The sequence below is a fragment of the Sorangium sp. So ce128 genome (genome assembly GCF_051525245.1).
Taxonomy (GTDB): domain Bacteria; phylum Myxococcota_A; class Polyangia; order Polyangiales; family Polyangiaceae; genus Sorangium; species Sorangium cellulosum_B.
Window position 1 is genome coordinate 11039265 of record NZ_CP150313.1, and the last position, 18408, is coordinate 11057672.

Genomic DNA, 18408 nt, shown 5'->3' on the forward strand with positions numbered 1-18408 from the left:
TGGCAGCAGCCCCACAGGATGCCTCTCCCACCTTTATTCCGTGGGGGCGGACCTTCTTGTCATGGTTCGCGCTTCAGCGGGAACCATGTATGCTCGGCCAGGCTTGCTCGCCCTCTGCCGCGCACTGCGCGGCCCCTGATCGCTGCCCGGTCTATGGCCCCGCTCGACCCGCACGCCGAGGAGCCGAACCTCGTGGACACCGCCGCTTCGCGGATCGGGACAGCCCTGAACGCCAAGTGGCGGCTCGACGATCTGCTCGGCGTCGGCGGCATGGGCGCGGTGTTCGCGGCGACCCACCGCAGGGGGACGCGGGCGGCGGTCAAGGTCCTCCACATCGAGTTCGCGCGCAACGCCGAGCTGCGGGACCGCTTCCTGCGCGAGGGCAAGATCGCGAACCGGGTCGATCACCCGGCGCGCGTCGCCGTGGTCGAGGACGACCTCAGCGACCGCGGCGAGCCGTTCCTCGTCATGGAGCTGCTCTCCGGCACCACGCTCCAGCGGCTCGCGAGCAGCGCCGGCGGCACCCTCCCCCTCGCCCAGGTGCTGCCCGTCTTCGACGTCGTGCTCGATCTGCTCGAGAAGTGCCACTCGATCGGCATCGTCCACCGCGACATCAAGCCGGCCAACATCTTCGTCACGAGCGCCGGCCACGTGAAGGTCCTCGACTTCGGCATCGCCCGGATGCGCGACCCCGAGCGGCAGGCCACGCGCGCGGGGCTCACGTTCGGCACGCCGGCCTTCATGTCGCCCGAGCAGGCGATGGGCGTGTCCGGCATCGACGGCCGGTCCGACCTCTGGTCGGTCGGCGCGAGCCTGTTCACCCTCCTGTCGGGCAAGCGGCTCAACCGCGGCCGGAGCGAGTCCGAGTCGTATTTCCTCGCCGCGACGCAGACAGCGCCGTCGATCGCGACCGAGGTCCCCGACCTGCCGGTCGAGATCGTGGCGTTCGTCGACAAGGCGCTCGCCTTCGAGCGCGGGGGCCGCTTCCAGAGCGCCGCCGCGATGCGCGGCGAGCTCCGCCGGCTGACGGCCGCGCACGCCGCCGGCCAGCTGACGCCCTCGCGCGAGAAGAAGGCGCCGCGCGTGCTCGTCCGCGGCAACGACACCATCGACGAGGACCAGGATCCGCCGTCGATCGTCGAGCAGACCTGCCAGCGGCTCGTCGGCGTCTGGAGGCAGCTCGCGCTCGTGCTCAGCAACATCCGCCAGTACGGGTGGAACCACCCCCACGTGAACAAGGGCATCCACTTCGCGTTCGACGAGATCACGCGGACGCTCTCGCAGAACCCCCTCGGCGTCCGCTGGGAGGTCACCCCGAGCGCGTTCACCTCGGGCGGCCAGCCGATCTGGCAGCCCGACAGGCCCCCGTTCGATCGCATCCCCTACCAGCTCTTCGCCGACGGCGTCCGGAAGATCCAGATCAAGGCCGGCATCACCGAGGCCGAGCTCCGCGATTTCGCCGCCATCCTGCTCCGCGACCAGAGCTTCGGCATGGGCGAGGACGACGACGCCGTGACCGCGCTCTGGGACCGGCGCTTCGAGCACATCGCGTACATGGCGATCGACCAGTTCGCCGAGGGCGACGCGGACCTGGAGGATTTCGAGGAGCAGTGCCGGGAGGTCGCGGTGGGGGCGCGCGCCCTCGCGCAGATCGAGAGCCTGTGGGACGAGAGCTCGCTCGCGGGCAGGGCGCTGCAGCGGAACGTCGAGGCCGCGCTCGCGGAGACGGGCGCGGCCGCCTCGGCGCTCGCCATCGACCCGCTGACCCGGAGCACCCTCGGCGCCCAGATCGCGCTGCCGTCGGAGCAGTGGAACGAGCGCTACATGGACGCGTTCGTCGACGGCTACGTGGACGCCGTCCGGCACGGCGACGAGGACCGCATGACGGGGGCGCTCACCGCGTGGACCGCCGACCAGATCGTCCTGCACAGCTACGAGCTCGCGTTCGAGGTGCAGACGATGCTCCGGCGCGCGTTCTTCGCGCGGCTCGACGGCATGCAGCGCGGCGCGGCAGGTGCGGCAGGTGCGGCAAGTGCGGCAAGTCGATCGAGCGCCGCGCTGCCGCAGCTCTCGCCGCGCGCCGTCGACCGGGCGCTCGCGCAGGCGATGTTCCCGGTCGAGGCGCTCAGGGCGATCCTCAACGATCTCGCGACGGCTCACCCGGAGGAGCCGGCGGCCACCGGCGCGGCGGCCACGGGAGCGTCGGCCACCGGCGCGGTGGGCCACGGCGTGGCGGCCGCTGGCGCTGCCCTCGGCGGCGCGGCGGCCGCAGGCGTGGCGGCGCAGGCCGGCGTGGGCCGGAGCGCGGCGCACGCCGGCGCAAGCCGGAGCGCGACGCAGGTCGACGCAGGCCGGCGCACGGCGCACGCCGATCCAGGGCGCAGCGCGGCGCAGGCCGGCGCAAGCCGGAACACGTTGCAGGCCGGCGCAAGCCGGAGCGCGGCGCAGGCTGGCGCGAGCCGGAGCGTGGCGCCGCTCGACCCGGCGATCGTCGAGGGGCTGGCCCACGCGCTCGACGTGCTCGAGGACGGCTCGCTCTTCAGCGCCGCATGCCAGTGCCACGGCGCGGTGCAGTCCGAGCGCCTGCGCGAGGTCCTGTTCGCCTACATGCGGCGGTGGGCGCCGGGCCGGGAGGCCGAGCTCGGGGACCTGCTCTCTCGCGCCCCGGCCCCCCTCGCCCTGACGCTCCTCCAGCTGCTCGCGCAGCTCAAGACGCCCGGCGCCCTCGCCGCGCTGGAGGCCGGCTTCGCGAGCCCGCACGTCGAGGTGCGCATCAACGCGCTCGCCGAGCTCCCCGACGCCGCCGCGGGCGAGGGCGGCTCCGCGAGCTCCGCCGCCGAGCGCGTCCGGGAGGAGCTCCAGAAGCTCCTCGACGACCCCGCGCCGCCGGTGCGCTGCGAGGCCCTGCGCCTCATCGGCAAGCTCGGCGTGCTCGCCGCGGGCCCGACGCTCGTGCGGCGGATCGTCGCGCCGTCGTTCCACGACCTCTCGGGGGCAGAGCGGCGGCAGTGGCTCGAGACCGTCGCGCACCTGAACCCCGCGCGCGCCGAGAAGCTCGCGATCGAGCTGCTCGAGAAGCGCCAGCTCATCCCGTCCGAGGCGATCGAGCAGACCCGCGAGCTGGCCGCGCACTTCCTCTGCCAGGCGCGGAGCTACGAGGCGCTCCGCGCGGTCAAGGAGGCGACCAAGCCGCGCTGGTGGAACACCCCGCCGGTGCGCGACGCCGCCGCGCGCGCCGCGGTCGCGATCGCCGCGCGCCTCGTCGCGCCGACCCGCCCGAGCGAGCGCCCGCCGGCGCAGGCGCACCCGGACGCGAGCGCGCCGCCCTCGCGCGCAAAGCGCTCGTACTCGCCCGTCTCGGTCCGGCGCGTGAGCCCGGGCGGGCCGCTCAGCCTGCCGGACCAGCTCGAGCCGTGGAGCACCCCGCGCCCCGGATCCATGGCCCCGAACGGCGACGGCGGCCGATCCGCCTACAGGCCGCCGTTCGTGTCGCCGGTGCCCGCCTCGACGAGCGCCGCCTCGGCGCCTCCCACCTCCGTGCCGTTCAGCCGGCGTGGGCCGCCGCCTTCCTCCACGTCGTCGTCCACCCCGACGGCCGCGCCGCCGCCGATGCCGCCGTCGATGCCGCGCCCGGCCGCGCCGCCGAGGTCCCCCGCCCCGCCCTCGAGCGCCAGCGCCGCGCCGTACAGCGTGCGGCAGGGCCCCGCCTCGTTGCCCTTCGGCGCGCCGTCCCGCACGGCCATCGAGCCTGCGCCCGGCAGCGCGGTGCCCTCGACGAAGCCGGCGCCGTCTCCGTCGCCCCGCGGCGGGAGGAAGCCGTGAGCGAGGAGAAAGCCAACCTCCACGAGAGCACCGGCGACACGGCGATCTCGGGCGTGAAGGCCGACGGGCGGCGCCGCGCGGCGCTCGGCCTGGTGCAGATGATCTACCGGCTCGCGAAGGCGTGCCTCCTGCACAGCGACTCGAACCAGGCGGTGCTGTCGCTCGTTCCTTCCGCGATCGACAGCATCGTCCAGTTCTGCGAGCTGTCGGGGAGCGAGGCCGCGACGATCGTGTTCGCGGGCAACACCCTCTTCATCAACGGCCAGATGCTCCGCGCCTCGCGCGAGACGTACGAGGTCGCCCTGGAGCTCGGCAGCTTCTTCGAGGCCTGCGACGTCTCCGAGCTCGTGCTCGACAAGGCGGTCCGTCGCGCCGAGCTCGCCGCCTTCGCCCGCCTCCTCGCCGACGCCCAGCGCGACCGCAGCATCGCCGCGCGGCTCCTCCAGTCGAGCCTGCGGGGCGTCCGGGTCCGCAAGCTCACGAACCCGTTCCCTGGCGGGGCCATCGACGGCGACGGCACCCGCATCGGCCGGATCAGCCGCACCTACGCGGCGGCGATCCTCGTGATGCGATCGTTCTACGCGGCCCTGCGCTCGTCCCCGGCGATCCTGCCGCAGCGGGTGAAGCGCGTCGCGCAGAAGCTCGTCGCCGCGGCCGAGGAGGACGCGCGCCTCCTGCTCTCGGTCGCCGCGGGCAAGATCGCCGACCCGGACGAGGGGGGCATCAGCGTGTCCACGGCGATCGTCGCGCTGGGCATCGCCCGGCAGCTCACGACCGACAGGAGGATGCTCGGGAGCCTCGTCACCGCGGCGCTGCTCTACGACGTGAGCCGGCTGCGGCTCACGGGGGTGCTCGCCGACTCGGCCGACGGCGAGGAGCCAGTCGCGCGCTCTCTCCTCGAGCGCGGCCTGAGCGACGACGAGAAGGAGCGGCTGCCCGCGAGCGCGGCCGTCATGTTGACGGCGCTCGGCAAGCTGCACGCGCCCTCGATCACGCGCACGGTGATCGCCTACGAGGCGCTCGCGCTCCGGCAAGGCGGCCGGCAGGGCCCGCTCTACGGCGGCCGGCGCAGCCCCACGGTGCTCGCGCGGATCCTGGCGGCCGCCCGCCAGTTCACGGAGCTCCGGACGGCGCCGTTCCCGACGATCGAGACCGCGTCGGGCGGCGCCTCGTCGCTCGACGCCGTGCTCCAGCGCATGATCTCGGGCGCCGAGAGCGCGACCGACCGGGCGATCGGCAAGCTGCTCGTCGGCGCGCTCGGCATCATCCCGACGGGGACGTTCGTGCAGCTGAGCACCGGCGAGCTCGGGGTCGTCCTCTCGACGCCGCTGTCGCCCGCGCACTTCGCGCAGCCGCCGGTGCGCGTCCTGTTCGACGAGCAGGGCCACCTCCTCGGCGCGCCGTTCGACGTCGACCTCTCGCAGCGGGCGCCGGGCGCGGAGCCGTGCTTCATCGTCCGGCCCGTCGAGGTCGAGCCTCACCACGAGCGGGCGATCCGCGCCGCGTTCGGCTTCCGTTCCGGGAGGGGCGCCGCGGGGGTGGAGTCGCGCGTGACGGCCGCCGCGCCGGTGCTCTTCGGCGACGAGGTCCCGCCGACGGAGCCGGGCGACACGCTCGCGCCGCGCGCGGTCCGCTCGGAGGAAGGCGCGCGCTCCGCCCAGGCGCGCAAGGAGGCCGCGTGGCTCGGCAGGCCGCTCGCGGGCTCCGCGCAGGCCGGGCCGTCGCCGACCAGCGTGCAACCCCGGCAGCCCGCGCCGGCGGATCGCCCGGCGCCGGCCGAGCGGGGTCGCGACGAGAACCTCATCTCGACGCAGCCGCCTCCCTCGACGGCGGCGGCGCGCGCGGCGATGGCCGTCCCTCCTCCGCCGCGGTTGCCGCGGGACTCGCGGCCCTTCGGGCAGGTCGCGTCGACGAGGTACTCCGTGCCGGCGCCCGAGCCGACGCGCCCGTCGCGGCAGTTCGAGCGCCGGGACGACGCGCCGGCGCGGGACCCGGGCGTGGGCCAGCTGCCGACGATCGGCCCTCCGGCGGGGTTCCCGGCGTCGCGGAGGTCGGGTGATCTCCGGCTCGGCGCGTCGGCGCGCCGGTCGGATTCCCGAGTTGATCCGGAGGATTGGGACTGGGACGACGAGCTCCCGACCATCGATCCGCCGCCGCCGGGGCCGCCGCCGACCTCGCGGAGCCCTTCCTTCGCGTCCGAGCCTCCGCCCGCCAGCGCGCTCGATCACGCGCCCACGTACACCCCGCCCCGTCCTTCGAGCCACGCGTCGGACCGCGCCCCTGCCCCTCGCCATCCATCGCCCCGTCCTTCGAGCCACGCGTCGGACCGCGCCCCTGCCCCTCGCCATCCATCGCCCCGTCCTTCCAGCCACGCGTCCGACCGCGCCCCGGGCTATCCGCCGCCCCATCCTTCCAGCCACGCGTCGGACCGCGCCCCTGCCCCTCGCTATCCATCGCCCCGTCCTTCCAGCCACGCGTCCGACCGTGCCCCTGCCCCTCGCCATCCATCGCCCCGTCCTTCCAGCCACGCGTCGGACCGCGCCCCTGGCTACGCGCCGCCCCGTCCTTCCAGCCACGCGTCGGACCGCGCCCCTGGCTACGCGCCGCCCCGTCCTTCCAGCCACGCGTCGGACCGTGCTCCTGGCTATCCGCCGCCCCGCATCCCCAGCCCGACGCCGGCCCGTGCTTCCAGCCACGCGCCGCCCCGCATCCCCAGCCCGGCGCCGGCCCGTGCCTCCAGCCATGCGCCGGGCGGTGCCCCAAGCTACGCCCCGGAGCCTGTCCCGACGGAGCGGAACGCGCCGCGCGCGTTCTCCAGCGCCGGGTCCGGCGGGAGCCTGGACGACGCGGACCTGACGTGGACCGACGAGCTGCCGACGCTCGATCCTCCCCCGCCGCCGAGCACGGAAGAGCTCGAGCGCGATCGGCTGCTCGCGGCGTACCTGGCCGAGCGCACGCCCTTCCCGCAGGCTGGTCTTCATGAATGGAGCTCGGCGCCCAGCGAGGCGCCGGGGCGCGCCGAGGCGGACGTCGACGGCAGGTGGCGCGGCGACGCGCTGTCCCAGCGGCCGGCGCCCGACTCGCGGGCGATGGCGCCGATCACCATCGCGCCGACCAGCTCCAGCTCCTTCGGCGCCACGAGGCGCCCGCGCGCGCCCATCCCGCGGGAGGAGCCCGAGGACGACGGGGGTGATCCTCCGGCGCCGGAGGGACGGGACCGCTGATGGCCTGGCCCGCTGCGGCGAGCCGTGGGCTCGCTGCGCTGCTGCTCGCCGCGCCGGCGTGCGCCGACGACGGCGGGGAGCCCCCGCCGGTCGAGCGCGCCTGCAAGCTCGGGTACCTGGGCGAGGAGAGCGCCGACATCCGCATGGAGGTCATCGCGCTCGACTCGAGCGACGCGGCGCGCCCGGTGAGCGACGGCGACGGGATCGACATCATCATGCCGCCGCAGGGCGGGCGGGTGCTCTTCCTGGGCGTCCGCGCGACGAACCTGAGCGCCTGCGGCGTCCAGCTGTCCGGCTCGCTCCGCGATCCCGTGTCCGGGCGTGTGATGTCCGAGTCGAGGACGGTCAACCTCAGGCCGACCGGCGACGGCTGGGGAGCGAGCGTCGACGCCGACATCTCGACCTTCGCGAACGTGGGAGTCTGCCCGAACAACTGGTCGGGCAGCGACATCTTCGATCACGACTACGAGATCGAGGTGCAGGTGAAGGACAGGGAGGGCCGGACGGCGAGGCAGGTGCGGCAGGTCCGGCCGGCGTGCAACGAGCCCGAGTTCGAGGTCGAGTGCCGCTGCATCTGCAAGCACGGGTACGTCCTCGGCGAGGCGTGCGAGTAGGCCGAAGCGCTGCGAGTCCAGCAGCGGAGTTGGTGATCCGAAGCGATGTCGCTCGCGCCGGCGCGGCCGCGCGCCCTACACGTCGAGGTCCTTCCACCGCCTCGAGCGCCGGGAGAAGATCAGCATCCCCACGAGCGAAGCGACCCCGATCGCCGCGAACGAATACCAGATCTCGTAAGGCCGGTACGTGTCCCAGAGCAGGCGCGTCGCCTCGGCGGCGTCGATGTGCAGCGTCTCCTGCAGCGTCCTGAAGGCCTGCTGGCGCGACACCCCGAGGAGCTCCGAGAGCGACGCCACATCGCCGTCCCAGGCCTTCCCCTTGGCGAGATCGGTCTTCTCGGCGAGGTAGCGCAGGGCCAGCGTGGCCTTCTCGCCCCGGGTCCCATAAAGGATCCCGGCCATCTGCGCGCCGATCGCGGGGCCGATCGCCGCCGGGATGTTGACGTAACCGAGATAAAGCGCCTTCTTTCCCTTCGGCGCGATGAGCGCGAAATACTCGCTCTTCTTCGGGCCGGTCAGCATCTCGCCGATGGAGAAGAGCAGGATGCCCACGAAGAGGACGTAGAGCGACGTCGTGGTCCCTGCGACGAGGATGCCGAAAATGGCGACGAGGATGCCCAGCGTCATCGCCGAGAGCACCTTCATCCTCGCCACCAGGTACGAGAAGGGCACGAGGAGCAGGACGATGCTCACCGAGTTCAGGTTGATCACGTTCTCCTGCTTGAGCTGGACCCCGCGCGGATCCTTGATATCGAGCCACGACGCCGGGAGCCAGGGGTTGTTCTGCACGAAGGAGGTGCTGCTGATCCAGTCCGTGTAGAAGTTCGGCATCAGGTCCCAGAGCTGGTACATCATCAGCCAGAACCCCGAGAGCAGCAGGATCACGGTGATGAGCCGCGCGTCCCAGATGTTCTTGATCGTGTCCTTGAAGACCTTCCACGCCCCGGAGGTCTTGTCAGCGCCGGAGTCGACCTCCTTGTACGTGAACAGCATCAGGAAGTTCAGGGAGATGATGGCGGCGCAGCCGTAGAAGACCCACGACCAGCTCTTGCCGTGGAGGTAGCCGGCGAGCGGCGGGCCGATCGCCGCGCCCACGTTCACGAGCCAGTAGAAGAGGCCCCACCCGACCGACGAGTTCGACTTGTCCATCGACTGGGCCAGGGTGCCCTGGATCCCGGGCTTGAAGAGGGCCGTTCCCGTCGCGAGGATGACCACGCCGAGCAGGAAGCCGGTGAAGCTCCGCTGCGTCGCCATCAGCAGATAACCGATGATCTTCAGCCACACCGTGATGAAGATCGTGCGCTTGTAGCCGTACCGGTCGGCGTAACCGCCGCTTATCATCGGGAGCAGCGACTGGATGAGGGCCCAGACCATGTAAATGGTGCCCTTGTCCTGCTGGCTGAAATGGAGCCCTCCAGGCTCGTCGGCCTGGGCGATGTAGATGGGCATGACGACGCGCACGCCGTAGTAAGCCAGCCGTTCCCACATTTCCATGGTGCAGCCCATCCAGAAGGAGCGCGGCAGGCTTTTCAGGGTCTGAGCAAAGGAAAGCTTCGGCGGCGCCTCGACGGCCGGCTCGCTCACGGCGGCGTTGGTCATTTCATGCTCCTCGTGCGCCCGGGCCCCGGGCAAGCCCTCGTACCACACCGAGAGCAGCGTACACACCTGGATCACAAGCGTGTCCCGCCGCGGTCCGTCAGGGGCAACTACGATTGAGCAGCTCCTTCGCAGCGAGCGAGCGGGCGCCGGTCTCACGCGCGTCGAAACAGCCGATCTCCACCGCCTCGCTCTGCAGTCCGATTCACGCCTCGACAGCGCGGATCATGGATCATCCTGGACAGCAGAGCCGGGAGCGAGCGGAGCTCGCGCCATGTCGCCCACCGGGCGGGTGGTTCGCTCGTGATCCGTGAGGGGCGTTTCTTGTCAGGGCATGGCGCGACGCGCCCTGCGACCGCCACCTGCCTGCCGCGGCACCTGGCGACCGCGGTCCCGTCCGGCCAGCGCCCGCCTCCCCTGCCGCGCCGCGCACCGGCGCCGGCCGAGCGGCGCTGCAGCTCGGCCGCCGGCGAGTCTTTGCCTGCGGCGCCGTCCTGGTGGTAGGGCAAACCCCGTGATGCACGCGCGGCGGAGCGGCGATCGATCCGGCGGGACCACGCTGGAGCAGGCGATCGCGCGTTTCCTGACCTACCTTACGGCCGAGCGGCGGGCCTCGCGCCACACCGTGGCTGCGTACCGGCGCGACCTCGAGCAGCTCGCGCGCTTTGCCCGCGAGAAGGCGGCCGCGAACGCCGATCACCGCCCTGCGCGAGCGCGCAGCAAGGCCCCGGCCCCCGGCAAGGCCTCGGCCACCGGCAAGGCCCTGGCCACCGGCGAGGCCCCCTCTCCGGACGAGGCCCCGGCCGTGGATGGCCTCGACGTGCTCCTCCTGCGCAGCTGGCTGGGCTCGCTCGCGCGCACCCACGCGCCCGCCTCGATCGCGCGCAAGGTGGGCGCCGCCCGCGCCCTGCTCCGCTACCTGGAGCGGCGCGGCGAGGTCGACAAGAACGCGGCGGCCCAGCTCGCCCTGCCCAAGGTCCGGCGCCCGCTGCCCACCTTCCTGGACGTCGACGCCGCCGCCGAGGTCATGGAGATCCCCGGCGCCGAGACGGCCGAGGGGCTCCGCGACCGCGCCATGCTGGAGACCCTCTACGGCGCGGGCCTGCGCGTCTCCGAGCTCTGCGGGCTCGACCTCACCCACGTCGACCGGCGCCCGGCCGACAGGGCCGCGGTGCGCGTCGTCGGCAAGGGCGACAAGGAGCGGATCGTCCCGCTCGGCTCCCACGCCCTCGCCGCCATCGAGCGCTACCTCGAGCGGCGCGACGAGCTCGCCGACCCGACGACCGGCGCCCGCGACCCCCGCGCCCTCTTCCTGTCCCGCCGCGGCGCGCGCATCGGCGTGCGCCGCGTCCAGGCGCTGGTGCAGCGCTACGGCGCGCTCGGCGCCGGCCGGGCCGACCTGCACCCTCACGCGCTCCGGCACACCTGCGCGACCCACCTGCTCGACGGCGGCGCCGACCTCCGGGCCATCCAGAAGCTGCTCGGTCACGCCTCGCTCGCCACAACGCAGCGGTACACGCACGTCTCGATCGACCACCTGCTCAAGGTCTACGACGCCGCTCACCCCATGGCGCGGAAGCGGAGCCCCGCGTGAAGCGAGCCTCGAGCTCGCCGGGCCCCGCGGTCCCGACGCTGGCCCGCGCGTGGGCGGGGCGGCTCGCCAGGAGCGCGCTCGGCGCCAGCGTCTTCGGCGTCGTGGCCGCGTCGCTCGACGCCGGGTGGGCCACGGCGGGCGCCGGCGACGACGCCGCCTTCCAGCTCACCACCTACCTCGCCGACATCGGGGTGTTCGCGCCCGTCGCGCTCGTCGTCGGCCTGCTCGCGGGCGCCTCCGCGATCGTGGTCGACCCGTCGAGCCCGCCGTCGCCGGCCACGCTCGTGGGCGCGCTGCGGGTGCGGGCGATCGGCCGGCCCGCCGACATCGCGGCGTTCGTGCCGCTCGCGGTGCTCGCGGCCTTCCTCTGGATGACCCTCTGCGCCCACCTCGCCCGCGCCCTGCTCGGCCTCGAGGCCGCGCCCCTCCTGGTCGGCACCGCCGTCGCCGCGGGCGCGCTCGGCCTCGGCCTCATCGCGGGCCTCGCCGTCCTCGCCCTCACGCCGCCGCTCCGGCGCGCGCTCGCCAAGGCCAGCGACGGGCGCCCCGCCTGCGTCGATCCGGCGGTCACGGGCGGCGTCGCGCTCGCGATCGCCGCGGCCCTGTTCGCGTTCGGGGTCGCCACGGGCGGCGTCTCGGGCGAGGGCGGCTTCCTCGGCATCTACGGCATCTTCAAGCGCCCCGAGCTCGACCTGCGCGCCCCGGCGCTCCTCCTGGTCGTCGCGCTCGCCGCCTCCCTCGCGCCGGTCGCGGTCCGGACGGCGCGCGCGCCCGTCGCGCTCCTCGCCGCGCTCCTGCCGCTCGCGCTCACCGCGCGCGCCGCCTCGGCGCTCAACGCGGAGCCCGCGGTGGCGCAGGCGATCGAGCGCGGCGCGCCCGTCGGAGGCAAGAGCCTCGCGGTCCTGCGCCGCCTCGCCGATCGCGACGGCGACCGCGCGGCCGCCCTCTTCGGCGGCGGGGACTGCGACGACCGCGACGCGCGCGTCCACCCGCTGGCCGAGGAGATCCTCGACAACGGCGTCGACGACGACTGCTCCGGCGGCGATCTGACGGCCGCGGCGCTCGCCGCGCTCGCCCCCGCCCCGAAGGCCGACTCGCGCGGGACGCCCGCCGCGCGCCTGCCGGCGGACCTGAACGTCGTCCTCGTCACCGTCGACACGCTCCGCTGGGACCTCGGCTACGCGGGCAACCCCCGGCCCGTGTCGCCGAACCTCGACGGCCTCGCGGCCCGCTCCACGGTGTTCGAGCGCGCGTACTCGCTCGCGTCCTACACGGGCAAGAGCGTCGGCCCGATGCTCATCGGCAAGTACGGGAGCGAGACCCACAGGAACTGGGGGCATTTCAACAAGTTCAGCGAGGAGGACACGTTCGTCGCCGAGCGCCTGAAGCGCGCCGGGGTGCGCACGATGAGCGTGCACGGGCACCGCTACTTCGGCAGCTTCGGCGGGCTCGATCGCGGCTTCGACGTGGTGGACATGTCCGCGGCGCCGCCGGAGGGCGCGCCCTGGGACGTCGACAACAAGGCGACGAGCGCCGCGCTGACCGACGCCGCGCTGCGGCTGCTCGGGTCGACCGACAACACGGGCGGGCGCTTCTTCCTGTGGATCCACTACCTCGACCCGCACGCCGACTACCTCCGGCACGACGACGCGGCGGGCTTCGGCGCGGCCTCGCAGCGGGATCTCTACGACGGCGAGGTGGCCTTCACGGACCGGCACATCGGCCGGCTGCTCGACGCGATCGCGGCGGCGCCCTTCGGCGGGCGCACCGCGATCGTCGTGACGAGCGATCACGGCGAGGCGTTCGGCGAGCACAAGATGTTCCGCCACGGCTTCGAGCTCTGGGAGGAGCTCGTGCGGGTGCCGCTGGTCGTCCACGTGCCGGGCGCGGCGCCGTCGCGGGTCTCGGCGCGGCGGAGCCTGATCGACCTCGCGCCGACGCTGCTCGATCTGATGCGGGTGCCCGGGCCTGCCGAGGGCGCGGCCGCGAGCGACTTCCTGTCGGGCGCGTCGCTCTTGCCCGACGTGTTCCTCGCCCCGGGCGAGCAGGCCCAGGCGCGCGACGTGCTGATCGACATGCCGGCAGGGCCGTACAACGACGCGCGGCGGTCGTTCCTCCGCGGCGACATGAAGCTGACGATCTCGGGCGGCGCCCGGTTCGAGCTCTACGACCTGGCGAGCGACCCGGAGGAGCGGAAGAACCTCTGGGGCACCCCGGCGGCGAAGGAGATCGAGCCGTACTACGCGGCGGCGCGGGCGCGCCTCCGCGAGGTCCACGTGACCGGCGCGCGGAAGTAACCGCCGTCCAGATGTCACCGGCTCGCGGAACGTCTCGTGACGTCGCGGGTGCAGCTCGCTCACTCCGCGGACGGCGGGTTCCTCGCGCACCGGACCCCCATCCCGGAGTCATAGCGACCCGGGATACGGTAAACGCCGCTGCTCGTCGCGCGCAGAGACGCCTCGTCGTCGAGGGCGCTCCCGCCGCGGACGACCACGTAGTTGCCCATCGACGACGGCTCCAGACGAGCACAGTCGACGCACGGGACCTGGAGCGGGTCCGAGGAGTCCCGGACGAACTCGCTCACGCCTCCGGCGAGATCCTGGTGGCCCCATCGCCCTGCTCCCATCGGCGTCGACCCGACAGGGGAGAAGTCGCTCAGCGAGCACCCCGACGCGGAGTCCGCATCCCCGAGGCAACCGTAGCTCGCGCGGCTCAGGTCGATCCCCTGGCCCCACGGGTATTCCCGCTGCTCGTCCCCGCCGGCTGCGGCGTAGATCAGCTCCGCGTCCGTCGGGAGGCGCCCTCCGTCCCACACGCAGAACGCGAAGGCCTCGGGCCACGTGATGCAGTTCATGGGCAGGTTCTCGTTCGGCCCGGCGTCATCGGTCCAGGTCGAGCGCGGCGGGTCGCAGTGCAGGGCAGCCTTGAGCGCCGCCGTGTCCTCCTCGAGCCAGCCTTTCCAGGCAGCAGACCAGCCGCTCCCCGGGATCTTCGAGTGCTCCCCTGCGCCGGCCTCGGGTGCGCTCGCCCGCGTGCCTCCTCCTGCGTCGACGAACGCGCGAAACCGCCCCACCGTCACCTCGAACGTATCCAGGAGAAAGCCGCTCACCGTCGCGGGATAGGCATCGTCGCCCGCGCGCACACCGTCGAAGTTCCGGTTGAACGTGCCTCCCGGAACCAGCTCGCTGTCACAGCAGCTGATCTCCTCGGGTCCGCACAGCAGCTCCGTCCCCAGCTCTCGTGAGCCGCAGCTCCGAGGCGCAGCCGGCGCCCCGGCGCCCGCGCCGCCGGCCCCGCCGCCGCCCGTCGCATCCCCGCCGGCCCCGCCGCCTCCGCCTCCACCCTCGCCGGGGGCGTCCCGTTCGGGATCGGCCCCGCGGAATTCCACGCAACCACCGGCGAGGACGACCGCCGCGATGATCCAGATCCACGTGCCTCGACCACGGCTCTTGCTCTTCGCCATCGCCTGCCTCCGCTCCGTTCCACGCGCCTCGATTGCGGCCCTTCCGGTGGAGCCCGCGCGAGAAGGGTAGGGTCTTCTGGGAGAAGAAGCGGCGTCAAGCCACGCTCAGGAAAAGCAGGTTATCGTCACCGGTACCGGCTTATCGTCACCGGTGCCGGCCGGGCGTCCGCCGGCGGGCTCATGGCGATCGTTGGCGACGAGCAACCACGGCGGCCGGCGCGCGAAAGTGACCTGACGCGGCGGACCTGCCGGCGCTCCGGGGCGGACGGATCAAACTGGGCGCTCGCGCGACGCATACTTGCACATTCGCAACTAATGCGTTATAACAAATACTGTGAGAGCGCGAATTATTCTGGGGTCGCCCGTCGAGCGGTTCACGCGGATGATGTTCTCGCGCATCATCGCGGGGCTCGCGCGCACGCTGCACGAGGAGGACTTCAGCGTGGCGCAGGTGGCCGCGCTGCACCTCGTCGATCACGGCGGCCCGATGCGCGTCACCGTCCTCGCCACGTCGCTCGGGCTCTCGGCCTCGGCTGGGAGCCGGCTCGCGGAGGGCCTCGTGCAGCGGGGGCTCCTCGCGCGGCAGGAGGATCCCGAGGACCGCCGCGCGAAGACGCTCGCGCTCACGCCCCTCGGCCGTCGGTTCGTCGATCGGGCGAGCGTGGAGCGGGTGCGGGTGATCATGGAAACGGCCGAGTCGCTGCCCAGGGAGATCTCGGCGGCGATCCTGTCGGCGATCGACGCGTACCAGCGCGGCTGAGCCCTTCGATGGAACGTCTCGCGTGAAACCCCTTGTGTGAAGAGGAGGTCGGTATGGATATCGTGGTTTTCAGCTGTGATGAGCTCCCGGCGGCGCTCGGCGCGCTCCGCGATGTGGCCCTGGCCGACGGCGCGCTCGCGCGCTTCGACCCGGAGCAGCGCGCCGTCCTGGAGGAGCTCGCGGCGCTGCACGGGGCCCGCGCCGACGTCGGCGGGCTGCCGCGCGTCGCGCCCGAGGCGGCGGCCCGCGCGATCCCGGATCCGCACCGGCGCAAGCGGCTGGTGCAGCTCGCGCTCGTGACCGCGATGGCGGACGGCGAGGTGACGGCGGCCGAGGTGGACGCGGTCGAGGCGCTCGCCCGGGCGCTCGGCGTGCGCGAGCAGGGCGTGGGCGTGCTCCGCCTCGTGGCGCGCGGCCACAGGGGGCTCGCCAAGGCCGCCGTGCGGCGCCGGCTCGTCGGCGCGTTCGCCGGCGAGGTCCTGAGGAAAGAGGGCCTGGCCGGCGTGCGCAGGCTCCTCGGGCCCTTCTTCCGCGCGGGCGCCGAGGATCGCTCGCGGGCCTTCCGCTACAAGCAGCTCGGGCTCCTGCCCGAGGGCACGTTCGGCCGGGTGTTCTGGGAGCACTGCACCGCGCGCGGCTTCCTGTTCCCCGGCGAGAGCCGGGACGCGATCCCGGAGCGCATGGTGTTCCACGATCTCGGCCATGTGCTCGCGGAGTACGACACCGATCCCGCGGGCGAGATCCAGGCCGGCTCCTTCCAGGCGGGGTTCATCCGGCGCGACGGGTTCGCCTTCCTGCTCTTCGTGATGCTGCAGTTCCACCTCGGGATCCAGATCACGCCCGTCGCCGCGCCGCAGATCGGGCTCTTCGAGGCGCGCAAGGTGCTGCGCGCGGTGGCGCGCGGCGCGGCCTGCAAGGTCGATCTGAGCGATCGCTGGGACTTCTGGGACGTCGTCCACCTGCCGCTCGGCGAGGTGCGCGAGCGGTTCGGGATACCGCCGCTCGCCGCGATGGCGGCGCGGCAACAGGCAGCCTGAAGGCGCGCCTGCGCGGCGTCCGAGGCCTCCGCGCGACAGCAGGGGGCCTCCCGGCGCGCGTCGAGCTCGACCGCGACGAACGTGGCCTCGTCGGCGAGGCGCCCCCGGGGCGTTTGCCGCCCGGCCACGGTTGGCTCGACGCCCCAACTGCGGTAGCCACATCGCCGATGCGTCGGCCCGCGAGACTCGAGGCAGTCGCCCAGCCGCCGCTCCTCGACCGCGTCAACCTCCGCCGCATCGAAGCCGCGCGAGCGCTGGACCCTCTCACGCGGTCCGCGCTGGGTCAGTTCCTCACGCCGCCGCCGGTGGCGTCCTTCATGGCGTCGCTGTTCGAGCGGTCCTGCGAGGAAATTCGCGTTCTGGACGCCGGCGCCGGTGTGGGCAGCCTCCTCGCGGCATTCACGGCCGAGGCCTGTGCCCGCAGGGTACGCCCGAGCGCGATCCGCGCGACGGGCTTCGAGATCGACCCGCGACTCGCAGCGTACCTGCGTCGGACTGCGCGCGAGTGTCGCGACGAGTGCGCCGGCGCCGGGATCGACTTCACTGCCCGCATCGTCGAGGCCGACTTCATCCGGTCGGCCGTCGAGCGGCTCGACGGCGGCCGGTCTCGCCCGAGCATGCCGCGCTCGTTCACGCACGCGATCCTGAATCCGCCGTACAAGAAGCTCAGCTCGGACTCCGAGGCCAGGTCAGCGCTGCGGCGCGTGGGCATCGAGACCAGCAACCTGTACACGGCCTTTCTTGGTCTTGCGCTCCTTCTTCTGGAGCCGGGCGGGGAGCTCGTCGCGATCACCCCCCGGAGCTTCTGCAACGGCCCCTACTTTCGGCCGTTCCGAGAGCTGTTCTTCCGAGAGATGTCGCTGCGAAGGGTGCACGTCTTCGCGTCGCGCAAAGCGGCGTTCGCGGAGGACGAGGTCCTTCAAGAGAACATCGTTGTACATGCCGTCAAGAACGGCCGGTGCACGTCCGTCACCATCTCGTCGTCGCGCGGTCCCGAGGACAGACTGCTGTCCGTCCGTTCCGTCCCCTTCGAAGACGTCGTCCGGCCTGGAGATCCCGAGCTGTTCGTCCATGTGGTGCCGGACGATGCCGGGGAGAGGATCGCTGCCACGTTCGCCCGCATGCCATCACGCGTGACGGACTTGAGTGTGGACGTCTCGACGGGCAAGGTCGTCGACTTCCGAGCGCGCGAGTTCTTGCGGCAGGAGCCCGACAGGGGCACCGGTCCGCTGATCTACCCGACGCACTTTGCGTCGGGCGTCGTTCGCTGGCCCAAACGCTGCAAGAAGCCGAACGCCCTCGTAGACGCGCCTGAGACGGCCGCTCTCTGGATGCCCAGCGGGAACTACGTGCTCGTCAAGCGCTTCTCGTCGAAGGAGGAGCGGCGGCGGGTCGTCGCCGCCCTCTTCACGCCTGAGAGCGCTCCGGGAGCCAGGATCGGGTTCGAGAACCATCTCAACGTGATCCACCGCAATGGCAAAGGGCTGCCGGCCCTGCTGGCGCGTGGCCTGGCTGCCTTCTTGAACTCGACCCTCGTGGATACGCACTTTCGGCAGTTCAACGGCCACACCCAGGTAAACGCGACCGACTTGAGGAACCTCGGGTATCCGACAGTCGAGCAGATCGAACAGCTCGGGCGACGGGTGCTTGATCCCTGCCTTCCACAGGATGAACTTGATCACATTGTCGAGGATGTACTCGACCTATCCTCATAGAGGCGGTCACGAGCCACGGGCCCGTGAACCAAAGAGAAAAGGTGAACTAACGGAGCGCGTTTTCCGGCCCCACCTCCGCGCCGCGCGCGCGCTGCTTGCCGCGGGTCACGTGCTGCGTCGGTACGTCCTCGTAGATGCAATCGTCCGAGAGGAGGGACAGGAGCTCGTCCGGGGATCCCGAGCTCCACGCGTTCGCCCACCTCTCCACCAACGTGTGAATGCCCTTCATGCTGCCGCTCCTCGGGTTGTACCTGGAGCCCGCGCCGAGGCGCGGCCAGCCTCAGGGCTTGATTTTCGTCTCGAACGCGCGGGTGACCGCCGGCCTCGCCTTGATCGCCTGTTCCCAGCGCGCGAGGTGGGGGTTGGGCTCCAGCGACACCCCCATGCGCGCTGCCATCGAGACTCACGGGAAGGTGGCGATGTCCGCTATCGAGTAATCGCTGGCGAGGTGCTCGGACCCGGCGAGCTGCCCGTCGAGCACCTTGTAGAGGCGGTCCTGCTCCTTGCTCGTAGCGGCTGCGGTGTCCAGGGCCACGAGGAATTCGGGCGAGCGCGGCGGCTCCAGGGCGTCCCCATGGCGAAA

At 72.8% G+C, this 18408-nt stretch carries 12 protein-coding genes; 8 read left to right on the forward strand and 4 right to left on the reverse strand.

Annotation, left to right across the window (positions count from 1 at the left end; translation table 11 throughout):
- Positions 1 to 153 precede the first annotated feature (153 nt).
- The 3 genes from WME82_RS41875 to WME82_RS41885 are packed head-to-tail and all read left to right on the forward strand — an operon-like array spanning position 154 to position 7660.
- On the forward strand, positions 154 to 3822 hold the full coding sequence (locus tag WME82_RS41875; RefSeq protein WP_438039881.1) for a protein kinase domain-containing protein: 3669 nt from the start codon (positions 154 to 156) through the stop codon (positions 3820 to 3822).
- Positions 3819 to 7046, forward strand: coding sequence for a hypothetical protein (locus WME82_RS41880; RefSeq protein WP_438039882.1), 3228 nt, complete (start codon positions 3819 to 3821; stop codon positions 7044 to 7046). Before WME82_RS41875 ends, WME82_RS41880 begins: the two co-directional genes overlap by 4 nt.
- On the forward strand, positions 7046 to 7660 hold the full coding sequence (locus tag WME82_RS41885) for a hypothetical protein (RefSeq protein WP_438039883.1): 615 nt from the start codon (positions 7046 to 7048) through the stop codon (positions 7658 to 7660). Before WME82_RS41880 ends, WME82_RS41885 begins: the two co-directional genes overlap by 1 nt.
- A 75-nt stretch (positions 7661 to 7735) precedes the next feature.
- Here the strand turns inward: WME82_RS41885 and WME82_RS41890 are convergent, their stop codons facing one another.
- Positions 7736 to 9259: an MFS transporter gene (locus WME82_RS41890; protein WP_438039884.1), complete on the reverse strand. Its 1524-nt coding sequence runs from the start codon at positions 9257 to 9259 to the stop codon at positions 7736 to 7738.
- Positions 9260 to 9773: 514 nt separating this feature from the next.
- On the opposite strand from WME82_RS41890, the gene WME82_RS41895 reads away from it, so the two are divergent.
- Both WME82_RS41895 and WME82_RS41900 read left to right on the forward strand, forming a co-directional pair.
- The gene (locus WME82_RS41895) at positions 9774 to 10850 is read left to right on the forward strand and encodes a tyrosine recombinase XerC (protein ID WP_438044981.1); all 1077 of its coding nucleotides are present in this window, start codon (positions 9774 to 9776) and stop codon (positions 10848 to 10850) included.
- On the forward strand, positions 10847 to 13147 hold the full coding sequence (locus tag WME82_RS41900; RefSeq protein WP_438039885.1) for a sulfatase-like hydrolase/transferase: 2301 nt from the start codon (positions 10847 to 10849) through the stop codon (positions 13145 to 13147). Before WME82_RS41895 ends, WME82_RS41900 begins: the two co-directional genes overlap by 4 nt.
- 59 nt (positions 13148 to 13206) lie before the next feature.
- On the opposite strand, the gene WME82_RS41905 is transcribed toward WME82_RS41900, so the two are convergent.
- Positions 13207 to 14313, reverse strand: a complete 1107-nt coding sequence (locus WME82_RS41905; protein WP_438039886.1) for a formylglycine-generating enzyme family protein — start codon at positions 14311 to 14313, stop codon at positions 13207 to 13209.
- Between the two features lie 382 nt (positions 14314 to 14695).
- Between WME82_RS41905 and WME82_RS41910 the strand changes: the two genes are divergently transcribed.
- From WME82_RS41910 to WME82_RS41920, 3 genes are all read left to right on the forward strand, one after another.
- Positions 14696 to 15073 (forward strand): MarR family winged helix-turn-helix transcriptional regulator, encoded by a 378-nt coding sequence (locus WME82_RS41910; protein WP_438039887.1) that lies wholly within the window; start codon positions 14696 to 14698, stop codon positions 15071 to 15073.
- Between the two features lie 53 nt (positions 15074 to 15126).
- Positions 15127 to 16110: a hypothetical protein gene (locus WME82_RS41915; RefSeq protein WP_438039888.1), complete on the forward strand. Its 984-nt coding sequence runs from the start codon at positions 15127 to 15129 to the stop codon at positions 16108 to 16110.
- Between the two features lie 167 nt (positions 16111 to 16277).
- Entirely contained in the window at positions 16278 to 17825 is a 1548-nt protein-coding gene (locus WME82_RS41920) for an Eco57I restriction-modification methylase domain-containing protein (protein WP_438039889.1), read from the forward strand.
- 46 nt (positions 17826 to 17871) lie between these two features.
- Here the strand turns inward: WME82_RS41920 and WME82_RS41925 are convergent, their stop codons facing one another.
- Together WME82_RS41925 and WME82_RS41930 are read right to left on the reverse strand one after the other, a co-directional pair.
- A complete protein-coding gene (locus WME82_RS41925) occupies positions 17872 to 18054 on the reverse strand; it encodes a hypothetical protein (RefSeq protein WP_438039890.1) in 183 nt (60 codons plus the stop codon).
- A gap of 174 nt (positions 18055 to 18228) precedes the next feature.
- Positions 18229 to 18360 carry a hypothetical protein gene (locus WME82_RS41930; RefSeq protein WP_437742125.1) on the reverse strand — a complete coding sequence of 44 codons (132 nt, stop codon included), beginning with the start codon at positions 18358 to 18360 and terminating at the stop codon, positions 18229 to 18231.
- Positions 18361 to 18408 lie beyond the last annotated feature (48 nt).

Coding starts and splice junctions, on each gene's coding strand:
- WME82_RS41915 (WP_438039888.1), top strand. CDS start 15,127: ATGGATATCGTGGTTTTCAGCTGTGATGAGCTCCCGGCGGCGCTCGGC.
- WME82_RS41920 (WP_438039889.1), top strand. CDS start 16,278: ATGCGTCGGCCCGCGAGACTCGAGGCAGTCGCCCAGCCGCCGCTCCTC.
- WME82_RS41905 (WP_438039886.1), bottom strand. CDS start 14,313: ATGGCGAAGAGCAAGAGCCGTGGTCGAGGCACGTGGATCTGGATCATC.
- WME82_RS41890 (WP_438039884.1), bottom strand. CDS start 9,259: ATGACCAACGCCGCCGTGAGCGAGCCGGCCGTCGAGGCGCCGCCGAAG.
- WME82_RS41875 (WP_438039881.1), top strand. CDS start 154: ATGGCCCCGCTCGACCCGCACGCCGAGGAGCCGAACCTCGTGGACACC.
- WME82_RS41910 (WP_438039887.1), top strand. CDS start 14,696: ATGATGTTCTCGCGCATCATCGCGGGGCTCGCGCGCACGCTGCACGAG.
- WME82_RS41895 (WP_438044981.1), top strand. CDS start 9,774: ATGCACGCGCGGCGGAGCGGCGATCGATCCGGCGGGACCACGCTGGAG.
- WME82_RS41925 (WP_438039890.1), bottom strand. CDS start 18,054: ATGAAGGGCATTCACACGTTGGTGGAGAGGTGGGCGAACGCGTGGAGC.
- WME82_RS41885 (WP_438039883.1), top strand. CDS start 7,046: ATGGCCTGGCCCGCTGCGGCGAGCCGTGGGCTCGCTGCGCTGCTGCTC.